At 37.8% G+C, this 21,156-nt stretch carries 21 protein-coding genes; all 21 read right to left on the reverse strand.

What is annotated here, in order from left to right:
- On the reverse strand, positions 1–447 hold the full coding sequence (locus tag ACTFWY_RS01965) for a phage holin family protein (protein WP_138371934.1): 447 nt from the start codon (positions 445–447) through the stop codon (positions 1–3).
- A 72-nt stretch (positions 448–519) separates the two neighbouring features.
- On the reverse strand, positions 520–660 hold the full coding sequence (locus ACTFWY_RS01970; protein WP_185079671.1) for a CD1375 family protein: 141 nt from the start codon (positions 658–660) through the stop codon (positions 520–522).
- A 14-nt stretch (positions 661–674) separates the two neighbouring features.
- Positions 675–974, reverse strand: a complete 300-nt coding sequence (locus ACTFWY_RS01975; RefSeq protein ID WP_439927248.1) for a hypothetical protein — start codon at positions 972–974, stop codon at positions 675–677.
- An 11-nt stretch (positions 975–985) separates the two neighbouring features.
- Positions 986–3,553 (reverse strand): hypothetical protein, encoded by a 2,568-nt coding sequence (locus tag ACTFWY_RS01980; protein WP_439927246.1) that lies wholly within the window; start codon positions 3,551–3,553, stop codon positions 986–988.
- Positions 3,554–3,565: 12 nt separating this feature from the next.
- Positions 3,566–6,097, reverse strand: coding sequence for a metallophosphoesterase (locus ACTFWY_RS01985; RefSeq protein WP_439927245.1), 2,532 nt, complete (start codon positions 6,095–6,097; stop codon positions 3,566–3,568).
- Entirely contained in the window at positions 6,094–7,593 is a 1,500-nt protein-coding gene (locus ACTFWY_RS01990; RefSeq protein ID WP_439927244.1) for a distal tail protein Dit, read from the reverse strand. The genes ACTFWY_RS01985 and ACTFWY_RS01990 overlap by 4 nt, the downstream gene beginning before the upstream one ends.
- Positions 7,590–11,747 (reverse strand): phage tail tape measure protein, encoded by a 4,158-nt coding sequence (locus ACTFWY_RS01995; protein ID WP_439939942.1) that lies wholly within the window; start codon positions 11,745–11,747, stop codon positions 7,590–7,592. Before ACTFWY_RS01995 ends, ACTFWY_RS01990 begins: the two co-directional genes overlap by 4 nt.
- Positions 11,748–11,970: 223 nt before the next feature.
- Positions 11,971–12,318 (reverse strand): phage tail assembly chaperone G, encoded by a 348-nt coding sequence (gene gpG, locus ACTFWY_RS02000; RefSeq protein ID WP_123836426.1) that lies wholly within the window; start codon positions 12,316–12,318, stop codon positions 11,971–11,973.
- A gap of 43 nt (positions 12,319–12,361) precedes the next feature.
- Positions 12,362–12,808 carry an Ig-like domain-containing protein gene (locus ACTFWY_RS02005; protein ID WP_123836425.1) on the reverse strand — a complete coding sequence of 149 codons (447 nt, stop codon included), beginning with the start codon at positions 12,806–12,808 and terminating at the stop codon, positions 12,362–12,364.
- 76 nt (positions 12,809–12,884) lie between these two features.
- A complete protein-coding gene (locus ACTFWY_RS02010; RefSeq protein ID WP_439927243.1) occupies positions 12,885–13,463 on the reverse strand; it encodes a major tail protein in 579 nt (192 codons plus the stop codon).
- 1 nt (position 13,464) lies between these two features.
- Positions 13,465–13,839 (reverse strand): hypothetical protein, encoded by a 375-nt coding sequence (locus ACTFWY_RS02015; RefSeq protein WP_123836424.1) that lies wholly within the window; start codon positions 13,837–13,839, stop codon positions 13,465–13,467.
- A complete protein-coding gene (locus ACTFWY_RS02020) occupies positions 13,836–14,210 on the reverse strand; it encodes an HK97-gp10 family putative phage morphogenesis protein (RefSeq protein ID WP_185079693.1) in 375 nt (124 codons plus the stop codon). The genes ACTFWY_RS02015 and ACTFWY_RS02020 overlap by 4 nt, the downstream gene beginning before the upstream one ends.
- Entirely contained in the window at positions 14,210–14,542 is a 333-nt protein-coding gene (locus tag ACTFWY_RS02025; RefSeq protein ID WP_185079692.1) for a phage head closure protein, read from the reverse strand. The genes ACTFWY_RS02020 and ACTFWY_RS02025 overlap by 1 nt, the downstream gene beginning before the upstream one ends.
- Positions 14,532–14,882: a head-tail connector protein gene (locus tag ACTFWY_RS02030; protein ID WP_123836421.1), complete on the reverse strand. Its 351-nt coding sequence runs from the start codon at positions 14,880–14,882 to the stop codon at positions 14,532–14,534. Before ACTFWY_RS02030 ends, ACTFWY_RS02025 begins: the two co-directional genes overlap by 11 nt.
- 75 nt (positions 14,883–14,957) lie before the next feature.
- On the reverse strand, positions 14,958–16,088 hold the full coding sequence (locus ACTFWY_RS02035) for a phage major capsid protein (RefSeq protein WP_123836420.1): 1,131 nt from the start codon (positions 16,086–16,088) through the stop codon (positions 14,958–14,960).
- A 3-nt stretch (positions 16,089–16,091) separates the two neighbouring features.
- Entirely contained in the window at positions 16,092–16,814 is a 723-nt protein-coding gene (locus ACTFWY_RS02040) for a head maturation protease, ClpP-related (protein WP_123836419.1), read from the reverse strand.
- Positions 16,815–16,848: 34 nt separating this feature from the next.
- Complete coding sequence (locus ACTFWY_RS02045; RefSeq protein WP_123836418.1) at positions 16,849–18,081, reverse strand: phage portal protein; 1,233 nt, start codon at positions 18,079–18,081, stop codon at positions 16,849–16,851.
- A 14-nt stretch (positions 18,082–18,095) separates the two neighbouring features.
- Entirely contained in the window at positions 18,096–19,886 is a 1,791-nt protein-coding gene (locus ACTFWY_RS02050) for a terminase large subunit (protein ID WP_123836428.1), read from the reverse strand.
- Entirely contained in the window at positions 19,876–20,331 is a 456-nt protein-coding gene (locus ACTFWY_RS02055; protein ID WP_123836417.1) for a phage terminase small subunit P27 family, read from the reverse strand. The genes ACTFWY_RS02050 and ACTFWY_RS02055 overlap by 11 nt, the downstream gene beginning before the upstream one ends.
- 30 nt (positions 20,332–20,361) lie before the next feature.
- Positions 20,362–20,541, reverse strand: coding sequence for a hypothetical protein (locus tag ACTFWY_RS02060; protein WP_123836416.1), 180 nt, complete (start codon positions 20,539–20,541; stop codon positions 20,362–20,364).
- Positions 20,542–20,675: 134 nt separating this feature from the next.
- On the reverse strand, positions 20,676–20,996 hold the full coding sequence (locus ACTFWY_RS02065) for an HNH endonuclease (RefSeq protein ID WP_439927239.1): 321 nt from the start codon (positions 20,994–20,996) through the stop codon (positions 20,676–20,678).
- Positions 20,997–21,156: the final 160 nt, after the last annotated feature.

A 21,156-nucleotide genomic window follows, 5' to 3' on the forward strand; every position in this document is an offset into this window, starting at 1 on the left:
TTAATCATCCTTTCGCTCAGTGAACTCCTGTCCATCGCCATAATCTTTCTCTGAATTAGTATTCTTAACACTTGGATTAGTATTTGTATCTTGTAACTTCGACAATCTTTCTTTGACCCAATTTGGAATCGGTACACCTAATTGACCTAAGTTCTCAGTAATTGAAATCCCATAAACTGCGATATAAAAAAAGACGAATGCAGTCGCAAACGTCTCAAGGTTCATAATCTTTAAATATGGGTAAGCAATAATTACTAAGCAGACAACTAGCATGTGTTTAACAATTCCTAACAGCCCTTTTGTGCTATTTGCCTCTTTCACAAAAATCCCTTTACACAGTCCTGTAACAATATCACCTACTACAACCCACAAAAAAAGTTGAATATATCCATTTGTTAACAATCCACGAAATTCGTTCAGTAACATTCCATTATTAATAATCACCATATTAACCACCTTTTCTTTTATTAAAAAAGCAACCGGCTAGAAAGCCGATCGCTCCTGATACTACATATCCGATTATTTTGTTCCTTCTGGCTTTTTTGCTTCGTCAACAATTTTTGCAACATCTTCTCGTAAAATATCTGGCACACTTTCGATTGTGCGTTTTCCTTCAATTACGTGTGTTGCGTACAACATTTTCAATGCTGAAAACTCCATTTGTCACTCCTCCTTTACTTTGAGAAAACATAATCTGATATTTCCATGAAGGCAGTTTGAACCATTTCAGATTCATCTTGCATGGATTTGATTGCTGCCTGTAACTTTGTGTTCTCTTGTTTCAATAGCTCAACCTCAGATAATTCTTCAGGTAATATCTCATCATTGATTGATTGGATAAATGCGCTCATTTTTTCGCTATCATCCTTAAAAACCTCGATTAAGACCTGTTCAAACAAGCTATTTAATTCGTTGTCAAAGCCGTCTCCATGAATACATTTCTCAATATATTGTTTTTTAAATTCTTCTAACATCACGATTCCTCCTATATATCAGCTGCAGCAAAACCACCCGCTATATTGAAAATGTCTCCAGAATTGTTTGTAAGATAACCAAATGTACTGCCTGTCCAACCGAGACGATAATTGACAAGTATATCCCCATTTGTATCGACGGTTATTTGGAATATCGTTGTTCCCGCGCCTTTTGCCAACCACTTTTCTTGAGTTGAAGGTCGTAGACCTACAGGGAGGGTACCTATCTTGTAAGTTTCGTTAGTATTCGGCAAAGTTGTATTATTCTTGAACGCACCGGTTAATCTAACACTTCTTCCATATCTAACTGCCATCGGCTGGTTAGCTCCGGAAGTTGCATATGCTGACCACCCGGAAGCAGCTGGAATTGGAGTAGCAGGATAAATCAACAAATCATTATAAGACAGGAAAGAACCTGATACATTGCTAGGAACACGAGAATCCCTCAAAAGAATCCCTGAGGACCTATACGAAGCTGTTTGATTGAAGTTAGATGGATCATTAATGTATACAGATGTTCCATCAGAATCATGTATAACGCCACCTTCTTTGACTTTTGCCCCCGTGCTTTTGTTGTAGTCTTCCCAAAGAGTAGTGACTTCCGCATTTTTTATAGTGGTTTTTCCTCTTCGCCACATCTGAGCACTAGTATTCGGTACTAAACTCCCATCCCAAAAATCAAAAGAATTGGTAATCGTACCACTTTCTAATTCAGCCCCTACAAGTTTTTCAAACCTACCATCTTTAACCACCAGATTATCCGCTACAATATTTTCTGGAGCGATTCCCCAATTCTCCCATTTCGTACCGTTCCATTTTTGTACGTTTGGATCGCTAGGCTTTTGCCACAGCGTGCCGATTGATGGATTGGCAGGTGCGGTTTCTGAAACAACGATTGCATCTCTGCCAATCATAGTCGGAAATGTTGCCCACGAACCAAATGTACCATCAGAAAATTTATTTCGTGTTCTTGTCCATAAATATTGACCAGGTATAGGTGTAGGACGTGTATAAGACCAGCCCGAAGTGGGTTCAGTAGATGTTGTAGTTTGAGCATACTGTACTTCAACGCCTATAATACTTATCCCATCCTCGCCATCTTTCCCCTGATTCCCCATGAATCGTTGCCAGGTATAATCAGCAGGATTTGTTGATTGGACATCGTCAAATGTTGTGTAAGTTCCTACATATGAAGGATATGCATTGATAAAGTCGTCGCTAGGAGCCGGAGTGTAAATAGTGCCATCTCCGAATTCAATTTTCCATCTAGAAAGATCTAAAAAGAATTGAGAAAGATCTGGAATCGGATCGATAATTGAATACGGAATAAATCTTAGGGTTTGAACATCAGTAGGAAAGCTGTTAACTATTAGACTTACTACAGTCCAACCAGTACCGATATTGACAACTTGATAATCTCCTGGCAAAGCAGAAGTCCCTGTGGCTGAAACGCATCTAGCCATTAAATTCATTTTGACATTCGAAGTACCTCTAGCTAACAAACTAAGTGTGACTTTTTTTCCGGCTAATTTTGCAGCAAAATCTTCTGGCAAGTTAATTCCATTAAAAATCGAAAACACTTTTGGATTTTGCGTTGGATTTGAGCGCCTTATTCTAGAAAAATAAAAATTGGATTCTGTTCTTATTTCTTTTGTTATTGGATACGTCGATGCATTATTTGAAGAAACACTTGAATATGTTTGAACCGCAACATCACCAGAGAAAAGATTTTCATTCGGGTATGTTGTCGTAAATCGATCAGTACCTTCTTGACTCCATGAGTATGCTTGATAGATATGAGCATCTTGCCCATCCTCGCCTTCTTTTCCATCCTTTACTTTTACAATACTTAACGTATCGCTTAGATTATCTAAAGTGGCAGTGATGGCAATTAAGGTCCAGTTTTTGTTCGTCCATTGTGCACTTGTTAAGGTTCTTGTATTTCCACTTCCGCCTAACGTAATAGCAGCTTGTGCTGTATTGCCGATATAGGGAATAGCAGCGAACGTCGCTGTTCCAGTAACGTTTTGGAGCTTTGCTGTTATATTGATCGTCTGTGTTGTTTTTGGTGTATCGTCAGCATTAAATACCATATTCTCTGCTGATGCAGTTAAATAAAGAAGTTTGGCATCTGCGCCATTAGCCCCCATCTTCCCAACTGAATAGGACTCTGTTTTTGAGTCATCAGTATAAACAAGTGTAGTTTTTGTCCAAAGATATTGATTTGCTGATACATTAGGAATCGACTCTTGCCAACCGCTAGTTGGTGGTGTGTTTCCGCTTGTACCGATTGCATAGCTAATAGACTTAGATTTAATACCTAGGCCGGGTGTTCCTTCTTTTCCCATTAATGTAGGTGTCTGGGTTTCTGATGTTGTGTCGTCTGTATATGTTGTGACAACTCTTGTCCAAAGATACTGTCCAGCTGGCACATTTGGTCTAGTATCTGACCATGTAGTTGGCGGAGTCGTACCACTTGTTGATTGTGCATAAGTTGAGACAGGTGTCCCTTTGATTCCTCTTCCATCTTCGCCATCTTCTACACGTGCGAAACTAATTTGATCTTCAACTATAGCCAAAATATTCCCTCCTTAATACGAGAACTCTCGATCCTCTCCACTACCAAACCGAAACATTTTTACTTTTCTATTCTTTGTATCAACAGCTACAACATCCCATAAATCTTCACTCAATGTTCCGATTGAACGATCTAGCATATCGTGTTTTGGTCGACTAACTGAACATCCAGTCGACACATTATGGATACCATCTTCTCCAAGCGAAATTCGATCTTTATGAGTGTGTCCGTGCATCAAAAAAGCAACTGTTCCCTTTCGCCCATTAAAATTGACGGAAACACTTGCTTGAAAATCTACATTATCTGAATAGGTTCTAGTAAAACTGCCTCCAGTTTTAAAAGCCGATAACAAACCATCAATCATTTCATAATTATATGGATAACTATTATCGTTTGCATCATATCTTCTTCCGAATGGAAAATGCTGGTACACGCCAACTGTCATTGATGTTGGTGTATTTAATAAAACATTTTTCAACCAGTCAATTTGTTCTTGGCGATAACCAGAAACACCAATAGGGTTGTACTTTGCATATCCATCCACATCGAGGGTTAACGGAATATCGCTTGAGTTAAGAAATATCGCACGAAAATTCTTATCAGGAACATCATAATAGTAATAGCCTTTTCCACTATCATTTATTGAGAATATTGTTGATGGACGAATCATTGCCTGATATAACTCACTCATCGTTAGAACATTTTTTAACTTTCCAACAAACAAGGTGCTGCTTGGGTCTTTCATTTGATAAGCATTCACTTTTTTAAGAATCCCACCTGATCTTCCATCTCCCCATGAATTAAATTCATGGTTTCCAATAATCGAAAAATAAGGACAATCTGCGTTTCCCATTCTTGATACAATATTTGTTAAGTCTCTCTTAGCTAATGTTTTATTGTAAGTGCTACCGTCAATCAAGTCTCCTCCACCAACAATATAATCTAGAGCAATATTTTTACTAAAAGCAACCACATTATCTACATGTCGATGAGAAATACCATAATTTGATAAATCATCACGGATAGCTGTGTCAGTTGCGAAATGTATATCAGTGATAAATGCACTTACAATCATTTCCTTATTGATATACCGCAAAACATCGTTAGTGACTGACTTTAACCCATTTATAAAGTAGATTGCTTGTACACCAGGTGTTTCGAATACAACAGCTTGGCATTTTATGATATCTGTTTTTTCTGAGATACTATTTTTGGGAATGACAACTTGACTTCCCTTAGCATTCGCTTCCCACTGCTCGTCGTGAATGCCTTGTTCATTTTGCTTCGTCCATACAAAAGTATCCTTATTCACTTTAGATGTAATATCTCTACCATTGTGATAGACCGTCGCTGTAAGTGTAATGCTTCCTACATTATCTTTAATCGATGTTGGACTATCTGACGATATCTTAACTAGATAGATATCTTTTGGCGGTGCAAGTTGTTGTTGAAGGGCAATGACATCAGATGAAATCTGACTTTGCAGAAGTTCATAGTTGCTTAATTCCACCTCATTTTTTGTTTGATCATCATTCATAGTAATCTTTTTGACCCTTGCTTTTACCCTTAATGCTGGTTTGAATTCTTCGTCAATATAGATGACTGTATCTCCAACATCTAAATCACCCATCTCAAAAAGATGGTTTACCGTAACTTCTAAGGTCGGACTGTTGCTTGCTTTTAATAAATCCAATCCCTGGTTATATCTTTCTTGTGGACTCAATTCATCACTTGAAGAAAAATTACCAAATGTATAACTAGTAAACACGTCTTTAGATGTATTAGAATACCCATATTCTGTATTTGATTGGCGATCATAAATAATTGACTCACCTTTCATAGTAAAAAATCTACCATCGTCTAGTACCAAGTCATTGAATCCCTGATTTTGGTCTCTAATCGCTGAAAAGAAATTATAGATATCTGATGATTTACTAATTGAAACTACATCTTCTCCAGAATAATGAATATCATTTGATCGATCGACACCGATGCTATACGAGATATCAATGTATTTTTTTGTCACTTTTAGATTTGAAAACTCATATCTAAAGGACATCTCGCAGTTAAATAACTCACATATCGATTGCAAACGAGAAAGTGGTGATTCTTCAGAAAAGTTTCCTATCTTCTTAATATCTGTTCCAAGCTCATTTCTACCTATCTCCCAGTCCGTCTGAGCAATTTCTCGATTGACATAATAATCAATATATTGTGCATCTCTTGAATCAATCATTACTGCACTACCGTTTCTAAGTGACACACCTAAATCATAACAAGTCACTGGTCTAACATATTCAGTTTCTTCTGATTCTGCCATGATGACCATTAAAATTTTTAAGTCATCAATGATTAAAAATTTTCCAAGATTTAACTTCTCACTAAGATCACTCGTTTTATAAATATCAAAGCTCGCAGTATGAATAGCAGTACCATTAACTAATTCTTTTTCAATAAAAAGCTCAGAAATAATTGTATCCATCTGATAGGAAGTGTCCACTGTTTCTATATGATTCATTTGTTTGTCCAAAAAGTGTAATATCATACGAATCGCTCCCTAATTTCTGCAGTAGCAGTCACATCTCCATCTGTCATGCAATAGATTGGTGTTGTTGAACTAGCATCCACCGTAAATACATTGCTACTGCCGACAACCCTATAGTCTCCAGATAAAACACTATTCAAGTAAATCTTGTTATCAATAACCTGCAGATAGTCGCCTTCGTAAAACGTTAAAGGCACATTTAACGGGTCTAAAGAATTAATCTTTTTGATTTGGCAGAAACTAACCCCCATATTATAAGCAGGTTGCTTTCCGTAGGTGGCCATATAATATGACACTCGCTTAGCTGAGAGCGTAGCAATTGTGTTGTTTACAGTTTCTCTAGTTACTCTCCAGGTCTCCTTGTTGTTTGACACTCGTGCAATTTTAAAACTAAATTTGTTGTCTACTTTTTTGAAGATAACTTGTCCGTAAAATCCACCCCCAGATTTCATTACACTGCTTGGAAAATAACCCCAATCAACTACGTTGTCTCCAATGAAGAATGTCCAACTAACTTTATCGAGAGAAGGATATCCATCCATCAATTGCAACCCCATTAAGAAGTTGTTATCCTCATCCAGTACATTAATTTCCATTAAACCTTCTTGAGCAGCTTCCGATTTTCCTCCCCCTGTAGATTTAAAGGTAACTGCGCTCCAAACTTCCCAGTTTTCCATTTCAATAATATCTCGACTTATTGATGGGCCATGCCAAAACTTGTCTTCATCAGTAACACTGCCTGTACTATTGACCCATGTACCAGTTGAATCATACTTTAAACTTCCCATCCGTTTTGAAGTATGATCCCCTGCACTTTCATTACGACGAATTCTAGCTTGATTAATGTTCCATTGAGCGCTAGTGGAACTAGTCATCTGATCTTTTAAAACAAGCTCTGTTTTGGGTACTTCTCCGCTAGAATCAGGTGCCTCTGCAGATCCCAACTGCAACACTTTTTCACCAGACACAAACGCAATTGAATTAGCATCTGACAAAAAGTTCACATTGAAATCTACAGTTGTGTTAAAAGTTCCATTATTTTTGATTGTAGTCAATATTCCGTCATTCGAGTTGGAAAACGGGAATGATCTCGACTCAGTTGCATACGCTAAACCATCATCACAGAGAAATTTCAACTCCCCGAATGCTTCTCCTTTATTTTCGAGCGATCGCTTCCAACTTGATTCACCTGTAAGTTCAACAAACCAATAACGGTCAGGTTCATCCGAAAACCAAAGTTTTTGTTTTCCATTTTTAAACAGTATATTGGCAAGGTCGTCTTTTGTTTGTCTAAAATTGCCACTTAAAGCAAATAAAGGTAATGTAATAATTCTGTGTCCCAATCTTTTATTGACGATACTTGATCCGTTTGATTGTGCCATTTGAACTAATTCGTGTTGCACTTCAGGGAAGAGACCACGATCTGGCTCATCAGTTAAATCAAAGTAATCTGACAAACTAAAATCATTTAATTTAATCTCTAGATCACTAATCATCTCGTTCTCCTCCCTGCTTTTATATCATTTTTTATTTGCTGGTTTATTTGTCTTGTTTCAACTGATTTTGTAACATTTCTTCCATCGAGTATTACTTTCATATTTCTCAAATCTTCGCTAAAGTTAGACATTATATCGATTAACATCTCAAAATGTTTAGAATAATCTTGTGTGCGTATATTAATAGAGCTAGTTTCCTTAGGAGAAGCCATACTTCTTAAATTTCTTACCATCGATGAGTTTTCCGGAACACCGACGCCATCAGCATATTTCGGTATTTTCAAACGACTTAGAATCGTTTTTGTAACACTAGCTTTAGCAACCTTAGTTCCTACCGGTGCATTTGGAATATAGACATTTCTACCTTGAGGAATAAATGGTTCTTGACCAGGGAATTGAACTAGCTCTTTATATAGCGGACCGACTTGGTCGTTTACGATCATATCTCCGCCCGGATGGTAATTTGTTCCTTTAGCATTCGGAATTGCTTGTTGCCCAGTTCTTCTACCACGATATTCAACATCAATAACGACATTTTTACTATATACTTCTGCTATTGCTGCTCTAGCTCTTTCAACCTCTGAATAATCCGCTGTAGCGTGTAAATGTTTCGCTCCAACACTAGTTTCATTGTAGTTTCTGATTTTGGATTGCGCTGTATTGATATTATTGACAACACTTGTATTATCGCCAAACAACTTCTTCAATTCGGGACTTATTTTGTTGTACTTCTCTAATGCAGACTGAGTCTGCTCAACCGTCAGCTTTGCTGGGTTATCAGCAATTAGGGTTTTAACTTCTGGAGGTAAAGCATTCCAATCAGACAGTTTCCCTTTAGTATCAAGCAACTTGTAAAGAGCATCTGCATTATCTACACCTAAAGTTTTCCTATCGGAATTATAGGCATTCCATAATTCCATCTCTTCTATTGTGTCATATAAGTTGAGCATTGCTTCATCATTGCCCACAAGAAGCTTTTTATCAGTAAGATAAAGATTGTTCCATTTACCAGATTCTCCCATGGCAATAGCAATTTCTTCTTTTGCATTTGTGCTAATATCAGCATTTTTAGCAATAAATTTTAGCTGTTGCCATCCTTCATCTGTTGAAGCCATATCTTTCAATACATCAGCCATGTTTGTTCTGACTTCGCCAGTTTTCGGATCGAGAGCCATCTGATTCCACTGAATATCGGCTTCTTCGGTGCCTTTAGCTAACATATCAAGATTTTTAGTTGTATCATCGACACTGGAATTCACTAAATCAGCGACTTCATCAACGGTCCATCCATACTGTTGCCAAACAGATGACATTTGTTCCAAACTGTAGCCTTGTTCCAACCGTAGTTTTGCTAAACCTAATATCATAGATTCAGAACTATTTTTATGTTCCTTATCCAATTCTTCAAGCAAAGCTTTTTGTCTTTGTACATTATCCTTAGTGCCTTCGATAATCGCTTTTCTATTCTGTTCATACTTCTCTTGTTCTGTATTTAAAGCTTTTCCAACACTATTTGCTCGTTCCTCAAGTTGTCTGTCAGTAAGCTTGCTTAATTTGTCTTGATACGCAGATTCAATTGCAATTCGTTGTTCAGATGTAAAGCCAGCAAGTTTTAGCTGCTTATCTGATAACTGATTATAGTTTGCTTCTATATATGCTCGTTCCTGATCAGATAGTTTTCGGCTATTTTTACTTGCATCAGATAAAATTTTGTTGATACGGTCAACTCTTTTTTTTGCTTGATCCGCTAACTGCTCACCATATTTTTTATCATTTTCAGCTTGTTGCTTTAAACTATCTTGAATGCCTTGGTTATCAACATCCTCAGCATTTTTCATTTTTCGTTCATACTCTTTGTCAATAGTTGCTTGTATAGAGTCAATAATTGCGTTATTTGCTTTAATAGCTTTATCAGCCGATCCTTTAACTCCATCTGCATATTCATCAATGTACTTGACTGCTTTTTCCCGTAATTCATAGGACTTAGTAATCACTTTATCTTGTTCTTCGGTTACTTTAGTTCCCCACTTAGCTCCTGCAAGTTGGTGTTCGTCATATGCTTTTTTACCAAGATAAACTGCTCCAGCAACTGCACCTAATGCAGCAATACCTATGGCGACTGGTCCAGCCAAACCTGCAATTGCTGTGCCCATACCGGCAATTCCTCCAGTTGTTGCACCGGCTGTTCCAGCACCAACTGCTGTTGTTGCGGCTGTTCCAACACCCGAAATTGAAGTTGCTAGGCCACCCAACGCTTTCTTTTCAGCTGCATCAGCTGCAAGTTTGACAATACCCTTTGAAAGTTTTCCAACACCTTTAGTGACAGATCCAACTATGGAAATACCACTCCCAAGTAGTTTGAGAGTTGGACCAGCTGCGGCAGCTATTAGTCCCCATTTGATAATGTTTCTTTGTTGCTCTTTATCTAAAGAGCTGAAAGACTTTGCTAGATTACCCAGACTTTTAATCAAAGGCTTAGAAGCTTCAAGACCATCTCTTAATGCATCAACAAGTGGACCCCCAAATTCAATAGCTGCATCTACTACTTCATTTTTCAACATCTTCAATTTGGATTCTGTTGTTTCATACCTTTTGCCTGCTTCTTCAGCAAGAGCCGTATTTTCGCCAAATGCTTTATTACCCATCTCAACTGCACCAGAGAAAACACCACTAGCATTAGCAGCTCTTAACAAGCTATCTCGCAATCGAACTTCTTTGATATCCATGTCATCTAAGACTTTAATAGCAGATGTTCCGTTTTCTTCAGCTTTACCAAGACCTTCAACAAATTTCATGATTGCCGTGCTTGGATCATCTTTGAACATTTTTGAAAATTGCTCGCCAGTTAGTCCAGCTACATCAGCAAACTGCTCCAATGAGGTTTTTGATTTATCAGCTTCTTTGTACATCTTCTTCAATTCAGACGAAGTGAAGCCCATTTCTTTAGAAACACCAGTTAGTTCCTTGCCACCGTTTCGAACAGCAGAAACCAATCGTTCCCATGACACACCTTGATCCTCAGCATGTCCCTTTAACTCTTCAAAGGCTCCGGTCCCTTTTTCAACAGCCAGTTGCATTTGAACCATGACTTTAGAAAAGGCAGATCCACCAGCTTCTGCTTCAACACCAACCGAACTTAACGCAGCAGCAAAACCTAAAATGTCCCCTTCACTCATTCCTACTTGGTGTCCTGCTCCAGCTAAACGTAATGCCATTTCGGATATTTCTGATTCGGTCGTTGCAAAGTTATTTCCCAAATCTACAATAGCTGAACCAAGATTGCTAAATTTATCTTGTGACATTTGTGTTATGTTAGCAAAACGAGCCAACTCAGTAGCAGCTGTTTCAGCGCTCATGTTTGTTGACTCACCTAAATCGATCATTACTTTAGTAAATGCCGAAACATTTTGCGTTTGAATGCCTAATTGTCCTGCAGCCTCTGCTACAGAGGCTATTTCTGAGTGCGTTGAAGGTAGTTGCTTAGCTAAATCTCTCAAACTGCTCTCTAAATCATCGTATGAATACACTACATTTCCGTTACTGTCCACAACTTCGTCAGAAGTTTTCTTGACACCAGCGAAAGCAGACTCCCAATCAATAGCTGCTTTTGTAACTGCTGTTGCTCCAGCAACTAATGGAAGAGTAATTCCTGTTGTTAATGATGATCCTACACTAGATACCACACTGCCAAACTTTTGGATTTTCTCGCCTTGTTTGATGAAAGCATCGCCCTGTTTGTTAAGCCATCCAGTAACTCCATTCATTTCAATATCAAGACGAGCTAATTGGCCAACAGTAGATTTTAATTGCTGCTCGTAGCCAGCTAGTTTAGCTTGAGCATCGTTATATTTTTGAGCTGCTTTAGCAGTTGTCGAAGTAGCATTTCCTTGAGAATCCAGAGTTTTATCATAAGCCTGTTTTAGGTATCCCAACTCATTCTTTTGTGCTTCAATAACCTTGTTTAATGCTTGCTGTTTGAAAGCTAATGTATCGATTTTCTTTCCGCCAGAATCGACTATTTTTAGCCCTGCTTGCATTTCTTTTGCTGCAGTTTTTGTTGCTCGAGTCGCTCCTGTTAGACTACTTGAAAATGCCGTAGTATCTAACCCTAGCGTTATCAGCATTTGACCTAAAGGCTTGCCATTTTGTACCACTTATTTACCTCCTTTCTTCACTTATTTATTTCTTTGAACCAATCTTCCATCGAAACAACTTCTCTTTGTATATTCACTGCTTCGGGGCTTTCAACATCCGAGAACATAATTTCGTCTAAGTAGCGAACGTCAGTTTCTAGAATCGTATTAATATTCCAGCCTGGGAAAGCTATGATTGTTTGCTTCATAAAATTAATAAGAGAAGAATAAAGCTCGCTTCCCTTTACACTTCCTTTTTTTCGTCGTTCTCCTCAGAGATTTCTTCTTTTCGCAAACCTAGAACACGATATAAAATGATATCCATGATTACAGGGTCTTCCACGTCAATGCCATTTAAAATTGCATTACCAGTTACTTGTTTATCGTCAAAAAGACCTGCTACAAAATTTGCTCTAAATTCTGTCAATTCTTCAGGTGTAGCAGGTAATGGCTTTCCATCTTTATCAGTTCTCTCCACCAATTCCGTTTCTTCTCGAACGTAATCAAGCCTTTTTTTGAATGGTACGAAGTCTTGAGTAAAGGTCTTGGTTTTGCCATCTTTCATACGAAGAGATAGTTTAATTTCTGTCATGTTCTTTCCTCCTAAAATAAATCAAAAAAGGCTAGTCAAATGACTAACCTTCAATAACAGTAATTGTGCATGTAGCTGTTTTTGCACCATCTTTTGTAGTAAAAGTAACATCAGTAGTCGCACCAACTGTTGCATCAGCTTTAACTGTGACTGTTCCACCACTCACTGTTGCTACAGCAGTATCAGAACTGGACCATGATCCAGTTTTATCACTTGCGTTTTCGGGTAATACAGTCGGTGTCAACTTAACTGACCCTCCAACCGCAACATCTGCGGTCGACTTATCTAAGCTTACACTTGCAACTGGAATCGGTAGTGTTTTAAAAGAAGGAATATCCACTTTCACAGATTCGCTATCTCCTACAACACGTGTCGCTTTGTACTCACCGGCAACTACGCTTTTATTTGCTTCTTCTCCAGTAATTGTTAAAGGTGAAGGACCTTCTTTTACAATTGAATCACCTTTATAAATTCTAAATGTCTCTACCATATTAATTTCCTTTCTTATGATAAATTGATAACTGCCCCGTCAGTTGTTGGCGATATTTCTCCAATTACGGGGACTGCTACTCCCCCGAAGTTTCTCCGAACAGTTCAGTGACTAAAGCAGCAAACGACTCGTCTCCAACTGCAAAGCCTACAGTCTCATTTGTGTCATCAATTTTTTTCGGAACTGGCGCAAACGTAAACTGATCCGCTTCAGGTGTCGGATTTGTCCCTTCTTTTGTATTCGCAGTGATAGATTCACGTCCAAATTTTCCAGCATATAATCCTGTTCCCATCTTTTCACCACGTAACGTTGATGATTCAAACAGAACTGCACAATAAGGCGGTTTTGTTTTCTCTCCAGCATGATAAACGCCATTTGTTGCCTTTGTGCGCCCTAATACTTCGTTTTCAACCTCAAAGGGCAAGTCTAGAGCGCTAAAGGTAGCAGCAACCTCACCAGTTCCCTCTTGAATGATAAAATAAGGGATATCTGATCCGTATGCTTTGACTGCTTCTGGAGAGAGGCCTGTAATTTCGAAAGCACTTGTCGCACCTTCATTTGTCTTTCCTTCAATTACATATTTTTTTGTAGGAACTGGATTTAAACTTTCATCCAAGATTTGAATTGTCGCTCTTTTGAAACCTACTAATGTCATTTTATTTCCTCCTTGTATGAGTGTACTGTCTAATCAGTACGTGTATATTTTCGTTTTCTGAATGCGGTCTATCTTCCCCATATATTTGAAAGAAATCCGCTTCTTCCATCCCTCGATCTAATTTGTCGTTCAGTTCTTCAATATCTGTTTTCCCTAGATCAATAAAAGCCATTACCTGAATGCGATAGCTTCTTGAATGGTATTTGTCTGATCCGTGAGATCCGTTTGTTTCTCCTACATTTTCAATCTTGAAATATGGTACTTGATCTAAGCTTTGGTATTTTTCAGGTACTGTATAGGGAAAGAAAAGATTCGAATCAATCTCCGGAAATATTTTCGGCAATATATTTACCGCTACTTCCGCAACTGGCGTCATAATCCTAATCCTCCTTTTAATTGTTCCATATACTCTTGCATTACAGTTTCTGCTTCGGTATCAGCAGTTTTTTCGATAAAATGCTGTCCACTTTGGAATTCAGAACCCATATTTACAACGTGAGCACGGAAGTAAGCACCTCGACCATATCCAACATCAACATCACCATTATCTTGAACCGCGCCTACTGTTACTGTCTCTTCAAGTAAGATCTTTCCAGTTGATGCATCAACTGGAGTATTCGCTTCTAAAGCTTCTCCAAGTTTGAAGCCTGCCGATTTTCCTGCCTTGCGACGGATCTTGCCTTCCACATCGGCAATGGTTTGTGCGACGTTTCTTTCTAAGTCGCCAAGATCGATTGTTACACTCATCATTCCACCGCCTTTAGTATTAAAAGCATGAAATCCTCGTTTTCAACATCTGGATTGATGTCAACAATGTTATATTGAACTCCCTTTATACTAACTATCATATCGGGAGTGACTGTTTGTTTTTGCTTTTGCCGAATCACAATGTTAACAGTGTTTTTATATGAAGTATCTTCACTTTTAACTTCGGTTAGATATTTCTGTTTGTATCCAAACCAAGGCCTCATCACCTGAACGTAATTCGGTATTTTTGTCCCATTAGGTCCTGTTTTAAAACCATCTTGTTTCAAAAACTGCGCGCGTTTAGTAAGTTTTCCTGTACGACTAACCGCCAATAGGATCACCTTCCTTAAACACCTTATATTCCGCTTTTAATAATGAAATCAAGCTTGTATATCCCAAATCGAATTCTCGCAAGGTGCCATTCATATTACTTGATTCAATCGTTGCCGATCTAGCTTTGTAATAATGGTCAGCAAGCATTATGGCAGCAGTGTTAAGCAATTCCACAATCTCGTTTTCTCGAACATAGAAAGAGGGCTTGTCTCTTCCGAGCGCCCCCTTAATTGTTCCGATTGCTGTTGTAAATGCTCTAATCACTTCTTTGTCGTCATCATCCGTATCAATTTTCATTGCAGCTTTGATTTCTTCTAAATCTTTTTTGGGATCTAACATACTATGAGCCCCCTTATTGAAGCTCTATAACAGCTCCATCAGTGGTAGGATCGACCGATAGAACTTCAGGGGCTGTTATTTTGACACTGCAGCCAGACGGAACGCAGATGCTAGTTTGATACGATGGTCAAACCATGCCGTTACAACAAACAAATTGATACCAGTCTTAACGTCTTTGTCCTGTTCGTATAACACATTGATATCATAGTTGAAATGAGAATATGAAAAGTCACCAATGACTGGAGTCACTGCTGCATCACTGAATACAACCGGTTTACCTAAAATTTGCTCTGGTTGTGCAGTGTATAATGTAGCATTTCCATTCGCTAACGTTTCAATAATTTCAAGATAGTCAGCATAACGCATAACAATTTTTGCATTTTCTCGGTAGTCTTCATGCAAATCTGCAACTGCTCCTTTGATAGCTTTATACATGTCAGCCGCTTCGATTTTTTTAATGTTAACGACAGTCGTATCATAAAAGCTCATATGTTCTTCACCAGTTTTTGGCGTTGTTGCGAAGGCTACTTTTCGTTCTTTAGCTGCCACTCCAGATTGCAAATTAGCTTCTACAGTAGTAACAAGATTAGTATTTGTTCCCAAAAGAATAGTTTCAGAAATACCTGTAAATACTTTGAATTTATTGCGTGTAAACGAAACTGTGTCCCCTGTTGCTTTAAGTTCTTTAGCTGTTTCTTCGTCCTCAATAAAGTCATCGTCATCGAGCGTGAAAGTTACTTTTGGAATCTCTAAATTTGGAATGCTTGTAATAGTTGACAAACCGCGTAGCTGATTTTTAACCACAGGATCAGAGATAACATCATTTGCAACAGTTTTAGGCAAGAACTTACCTCCACCTGTACTGTCGTCACCTAATACTTGGTATACATCAGTCGGCACTGCTTCTTTTGCCATTGTCTTGCGGATTAATTCAGCTTTAGCATCAATTACTTTTTGTTTCGGATCGGTTGAGTCTGAGAAGCTCCCTTTTGCTAAGCTAGCTTTCTGCTCGGCTTCTAATTGGTCATGCTGATTTTTGATAATTTCAAATCGTTGCTGTAAATCTCCCTTTGTTTGATTCAATTGATTCAATTCATCCATAGATGTTTTCGGATCAGCAGCTTTTTGAGTAATATCGTCATTTGTTTTTTGAATTTGGTTACCAATTGTAGCCATATCTTGTTTTAATTCGAAAATTGTTTTCATTTATTAAAGTCCTCCTATAATTGCGCCAATCAAGGCGTTGTTTTGTTTTGCTTCTTCGATCATTTTTTGTCTAGCTTTTTCTTCGTTTAGCGATTGAGTCGTTGACTCAAACTCTTTAGGAACGTTGTTATACTTTTGAAATAATTCCTTGCTGACACAAGCAGCAATTTGTACTGTTTCTGTAACTTCGTCACACAGCCCAATTTCTAAAGCTTCAACTGCTGATAGCCATGTTTCCTCATCCATGATTTGCTTGATCTTTGCTTCGCTTAGCTTGTCGCCGCCTTTAGATAAGTAAGTGATTACTGAAGACTCTGCGATTTTGTCTAAGTCATCTGCTTGTTTGCGTAACGCTTTAGCATTGCCTACGCTGTAGGTCCAAGGGTTATGAATCATTAACATGCTATTCTCAGGCATTACTACCTTGTCAGCACTAGCGACTATCACACTTGCAATTGAGGCAGCCAAAGCATCTACATGCGCTACGACCGTTGCTTTGTGTTGTTTCAGAATGTTTCCAATTGCAATTCCTTCGAAAACAGACCCACCAGGGGAATTTACATGTAAATTAATCTGCTCAATATCACCTAACGCCTTTAAATCTTTTTGGAAACTAGCCGCTGTCGTATCGGTGTCATTCCATTTATATGAGACGATTTCTCCATAAATCGAGATGTCAGCCTCTTTTGTATTGGCTGACTGCTTTACTTCCCAAAACTTTTTCACTTTTCCACCTCCCTTCAAGGCAAAATAAAAAGACCTAACTTTTTTCAGTTACGTCTTGATTGCTTTTATTTGATTTTCGTAGTGTAGGATCCATTTCCAATGGATACATATCGCCGGATATCCATAATTCAGAAGCTTTGCCACCCTTTGGTGGTAACTCTTCAAGCATCCTGACCTCATCTTGGGCCATCCAGCCGTCTCTAATTGCTCCATGATAGAATGCCTGTCGTGCAGTTGAATCACCTCTTAAAAGAGCATTGAGATTGAATTTAAAATAGATTCCATTAATACGCTCTTTTGAAGTTAAAATCTTCTTATTAAACTCTCGTTCATACTGTTTAACAATTGGGGAGAGAGTCATATTAACAAACAGTTGCATTAGCTGCTCGTTCGAAGAAAAACTATCGCTCGATTTATTCAGGAATACTCCAGGTACGTTATAGACATTTGCTATTCTATCTCTTGTGATATTCTCAGATATCTCCATATCTCCTGCGACAAAACTTCTTGCCATTTCCTTGATTTCAACACCAGGTTCTTGAAATAGCACTCCACCATTTTCTTCATAGAATCGCTTGAAATCTTCGACTACCGCTGCCCTTTTCTCATGATCTACGTTCGCCGAATAAGTCAATATGAAAGAATCTCTCAAAGACTGCATTTCTTTTAAAGAAAACTGCCTAACTGCTTTATCGAACTCATTTGAGTTCTTCAAAACTGCAATCGGGCTTATCCCCTTCCAATTTCCATTTCCAGCAATATGTCTTACATGTATAACGTCAGAATTATGCAAATAGAAGGTTTTACCATCACTATTTACTTGGTACCACAGTTCCTTTGATTGTTGTTCAATTACTGGCTCCACATAATTTGGATTGAAAGGAACTAATTTATCAAATTGTCCCCGAATATCTCTGAAAATCAATGCATATCCATTTCCGTTAGTGTTCCTGCTAACTTCTAAAACATTTATTACCATATCTAAAGTTTGATTAGGGTTTGGATAATAAACAAGTTTATCCATTTGTTCATCAAATTGCTGATCATAGTTTTTGTACTTTTTAAATGGTAGACTTGATAATGTATTAGATAGCCTTGAAACAATAGAGAAGATATTTTCATTTGTTTCAAGTGTTCCATTTTCAATTCCAAAAAAGGTTCGCCCGAACCATTTTGTAAAATCGCTCTTAGTTGAATAATCATTGATAATCGATTGTCTTACAAAACCAGGAATCAATTTATTTACTACCTTTTGAAATGTATTCACCGTTCCACCTCCCTTCATCGCTTCAACATGTCTCTAACAGATATAAAACCAACATTTGCATTACCTTGAGGCTTCACAAGCAAATCAATCACTTTCGTATGACTGTTTAAAGTAGCAGCAAAACCATCAATTTTCCGATTTTTATTTTGTTTTGAAGGTAAATAATTGGAATTCCTATCTTTAACTAATTTCACATTAGATAGATACCACGAATAAAGTTTTGAGTTATTAAAAATAACTTTTCCATCCAGTAACATTTCTTTAAAGTTTTGCATGGGGCCACCTAATGTTAAAAATCCTTGCCTCGTCTCCTCGGTAACAAATCCAAAGCTAATAAGTTCTTTATTTAGCCTTAAAGCTTTGGCTCTATCATAATTAATCTGAATTATGTCAAATGATTTAGACTTTTCTACAAACCATTCAAGCACATATTCGTAGTTAACATAATCGCCAGGAATGATAGTTAAATCACCTTGTTTTTCCCAAGTATTTATTCGCTCTTTGTTTTGATCGCGCTCGTATCTTGCTTGAGGAATCCACGTATGCTGTAAAACAAAAACCTCTCCATTATAAAGCGGAAATTCTAGCACCGCAGAGGTAAAGTCTTCGGTTTCTGATAAATCAAATCCGCCAACGCATTGTTTTCCTTTTAGCGATTCAAGATCTATTATTTTGTTATTCTTTTTTATTGTTGGCATATCAACAAAAGACAATTCGTCAATGTCAGAAAAAAGATTAAACTGTTTGGTTATCCAGTCTGCGTATTCTTTTGGGTCTTTTTTATCTTTTATAAAGTCATCCACCATGCCGACGAAATTCATTAAGCAAATGTTTGGGTTCGCTTTAATCCAATTTCTAGGATCAGAAGCTTCTTCTGGTGCATCTAATTTAGCAATATAGTAAAATGTCCGTTCGTCAAGATCATCTTCTAGATGTTCCAAACAATCTAAACCTTGCTCATAATAAGACATCAACGGGCCTTCTAAAATATATCCAGCAGTTGTTATATAAACGATCAAAGGTTGTTTTCGAGTCCCTCTCGATTTTTTTATTACATTAATTAACTTATAATTTGTAAACTCATGTATTTCATCAAAAATGCCAAAGTGAGTATTTAAACCGTCTAACTTCCTACTATCGGATGCCCGTGGCTCCATTTTGGAAAATGCCGGTTCATAATTAATAGAAGCTCGTTTGGGTTTTCCAAACTTTTTCATCAAAGCTGGCGACTGTTTAACCATCTCTGCTGCCTTATCAAATAGCAAACTAGCTTGATCTCTAGCATTGGCTAATACATAAACATTTGCTCCTTGTTCTCCATCGTAACCAACCATATAAGTTGATAAACCAGAAATCAGAGAGGTTTTCCCATTTTTACGTCCTACAAATATTAGCGCTTCTCGGAAACGTCTCTCACCAGTATCTTTATGTACCCATCCGTACATATTCCCTATGATAAAGTGTTGCCAAGGTTGAAGGACGAAACTATCAAAATCGCCTTCTGTCGGCTTGCATTTCTTTTCGATGTATCGAATTGGTCTATGTCCTCTTTCTTCATCAAATATCCATGGGAAATCACTAGTTCCTTGACGCTCCAAATCCCTCAAGTGTCTTTTTGCTGCTTGAATATTCTCTTTACTAGCTGGAATGCTCCTGTCAACTAACCTTTCCGCATACCATGTTGTTAATAATTCTGGATAAGGTTGCACGAGATAAGCGCCCCACGAGGACTGCTCGCTCAAGTAATCAGTCCACCAAGAAACGCGTTCCGTGTACGACATTTCAAGTATTTTTTTAGAAGTCATCGTCATCATCTTCATCTTGAGCCATTTTTATTGCTAGTTTTGCTCTTGCAGAAGGTGATAGTCCTAAGTCACTACCAAAAGAACGCATATTTTTTGAACAAGTATCAAGTTGCTTAATCAAAGGATTACCGATAGACTCAGGATTCTCAGCCTGAACTAAACTTGCTTGTGCTTGGAGTTTCATATGTTCTGAGTACCAATAGCAATACATCGCTAAGGGATAAACGTCTCCATTGGTGATCAATTCAATATGGAGCAATTCTTCTGACAAAAATTTAAAGGCCCTAACTGCTGTATTATCTAACCAGTTAGGAGCCTTTATTTTATCAGTGCGCATTTGAAGCTTCTCTTCCGCTTCAGCGCGCTTTTTTAAATCCTTGGTATTCTTTTTGTTTGGATTACCGTTTAACAATTGTAATTTTGCGCTTTTTGCTGGTTGTGGCATCTTATCACCTTCTTTCAACACTTTTACTTTTTATTCTTGAATAATTTTGAAATACTTGTCTGTATGCGCTTCAATATCGCCTAACATCCATTGAATAGTTTGATCTGCGATATCTGAGTTAAATAAATATTGAAACTGAATTTTAAAAATCATAAATTTATAGAACAATTTTGGCTTTATAGTAATGTCGATTCTTTTGCTTCCCATCATTTCGTTCCCTCCCCTTGTACACAAAAACTTGAAAAGCGGTAATTTTGCGAAGGAAGGACTGCACCGTTCTTCCCTGGCCCTCCTAAAAACTTTCGACAGTAGGGGGGCTATTGTTGATTTATCAAGATTTCTAGTCATCTTTCATTATTTGCAAAGAATTTAACCACATTGCTTTTAATCTTTGCTTTAGCCTTTCCTCCACTTCGTTCTGGGTGTTCTCGGTTATGGCAAGCATCGCACACTAACTCTAAGTTGTTCTCACACCAGAAGAGTGTAATATCTTCCCTTGCTTCTACAACGTGATGGACCACTGTACCTTTTGTGTATCTCTTACGTCTCTTACACTCTTGGCATAACCCAAAGTCACGTTGGATGATCGTATTTCTTAGCTTCCTCCACCTAGTAGTTTTATAAAGCTTATCAATGTCATCTCTTGGTCTTGCATAGCGATTCATTTAATATCATCACAATTTAGGTTACAGTTTAGTTTCACATTCCATACCTCCTTAATCTCTCCACAATATGCAGATCGCTCTTCCAACCATGCCCAATGTATATCAACCTATGCCGATCGATATATTCGTCACTAAACTGCTGATAGCATTCAAGCAGTGC

This window comes from Enterococcus sp. 125944, from assembly GCF_051909435.1.
In the GTDB taxonomy this organism is placed as follows: Bacteria; Bacillota; Bacilli; order Lactobacillales; family Enterococcaceae; genus Enterococcus_D; species Enterococcus_D gallinarum.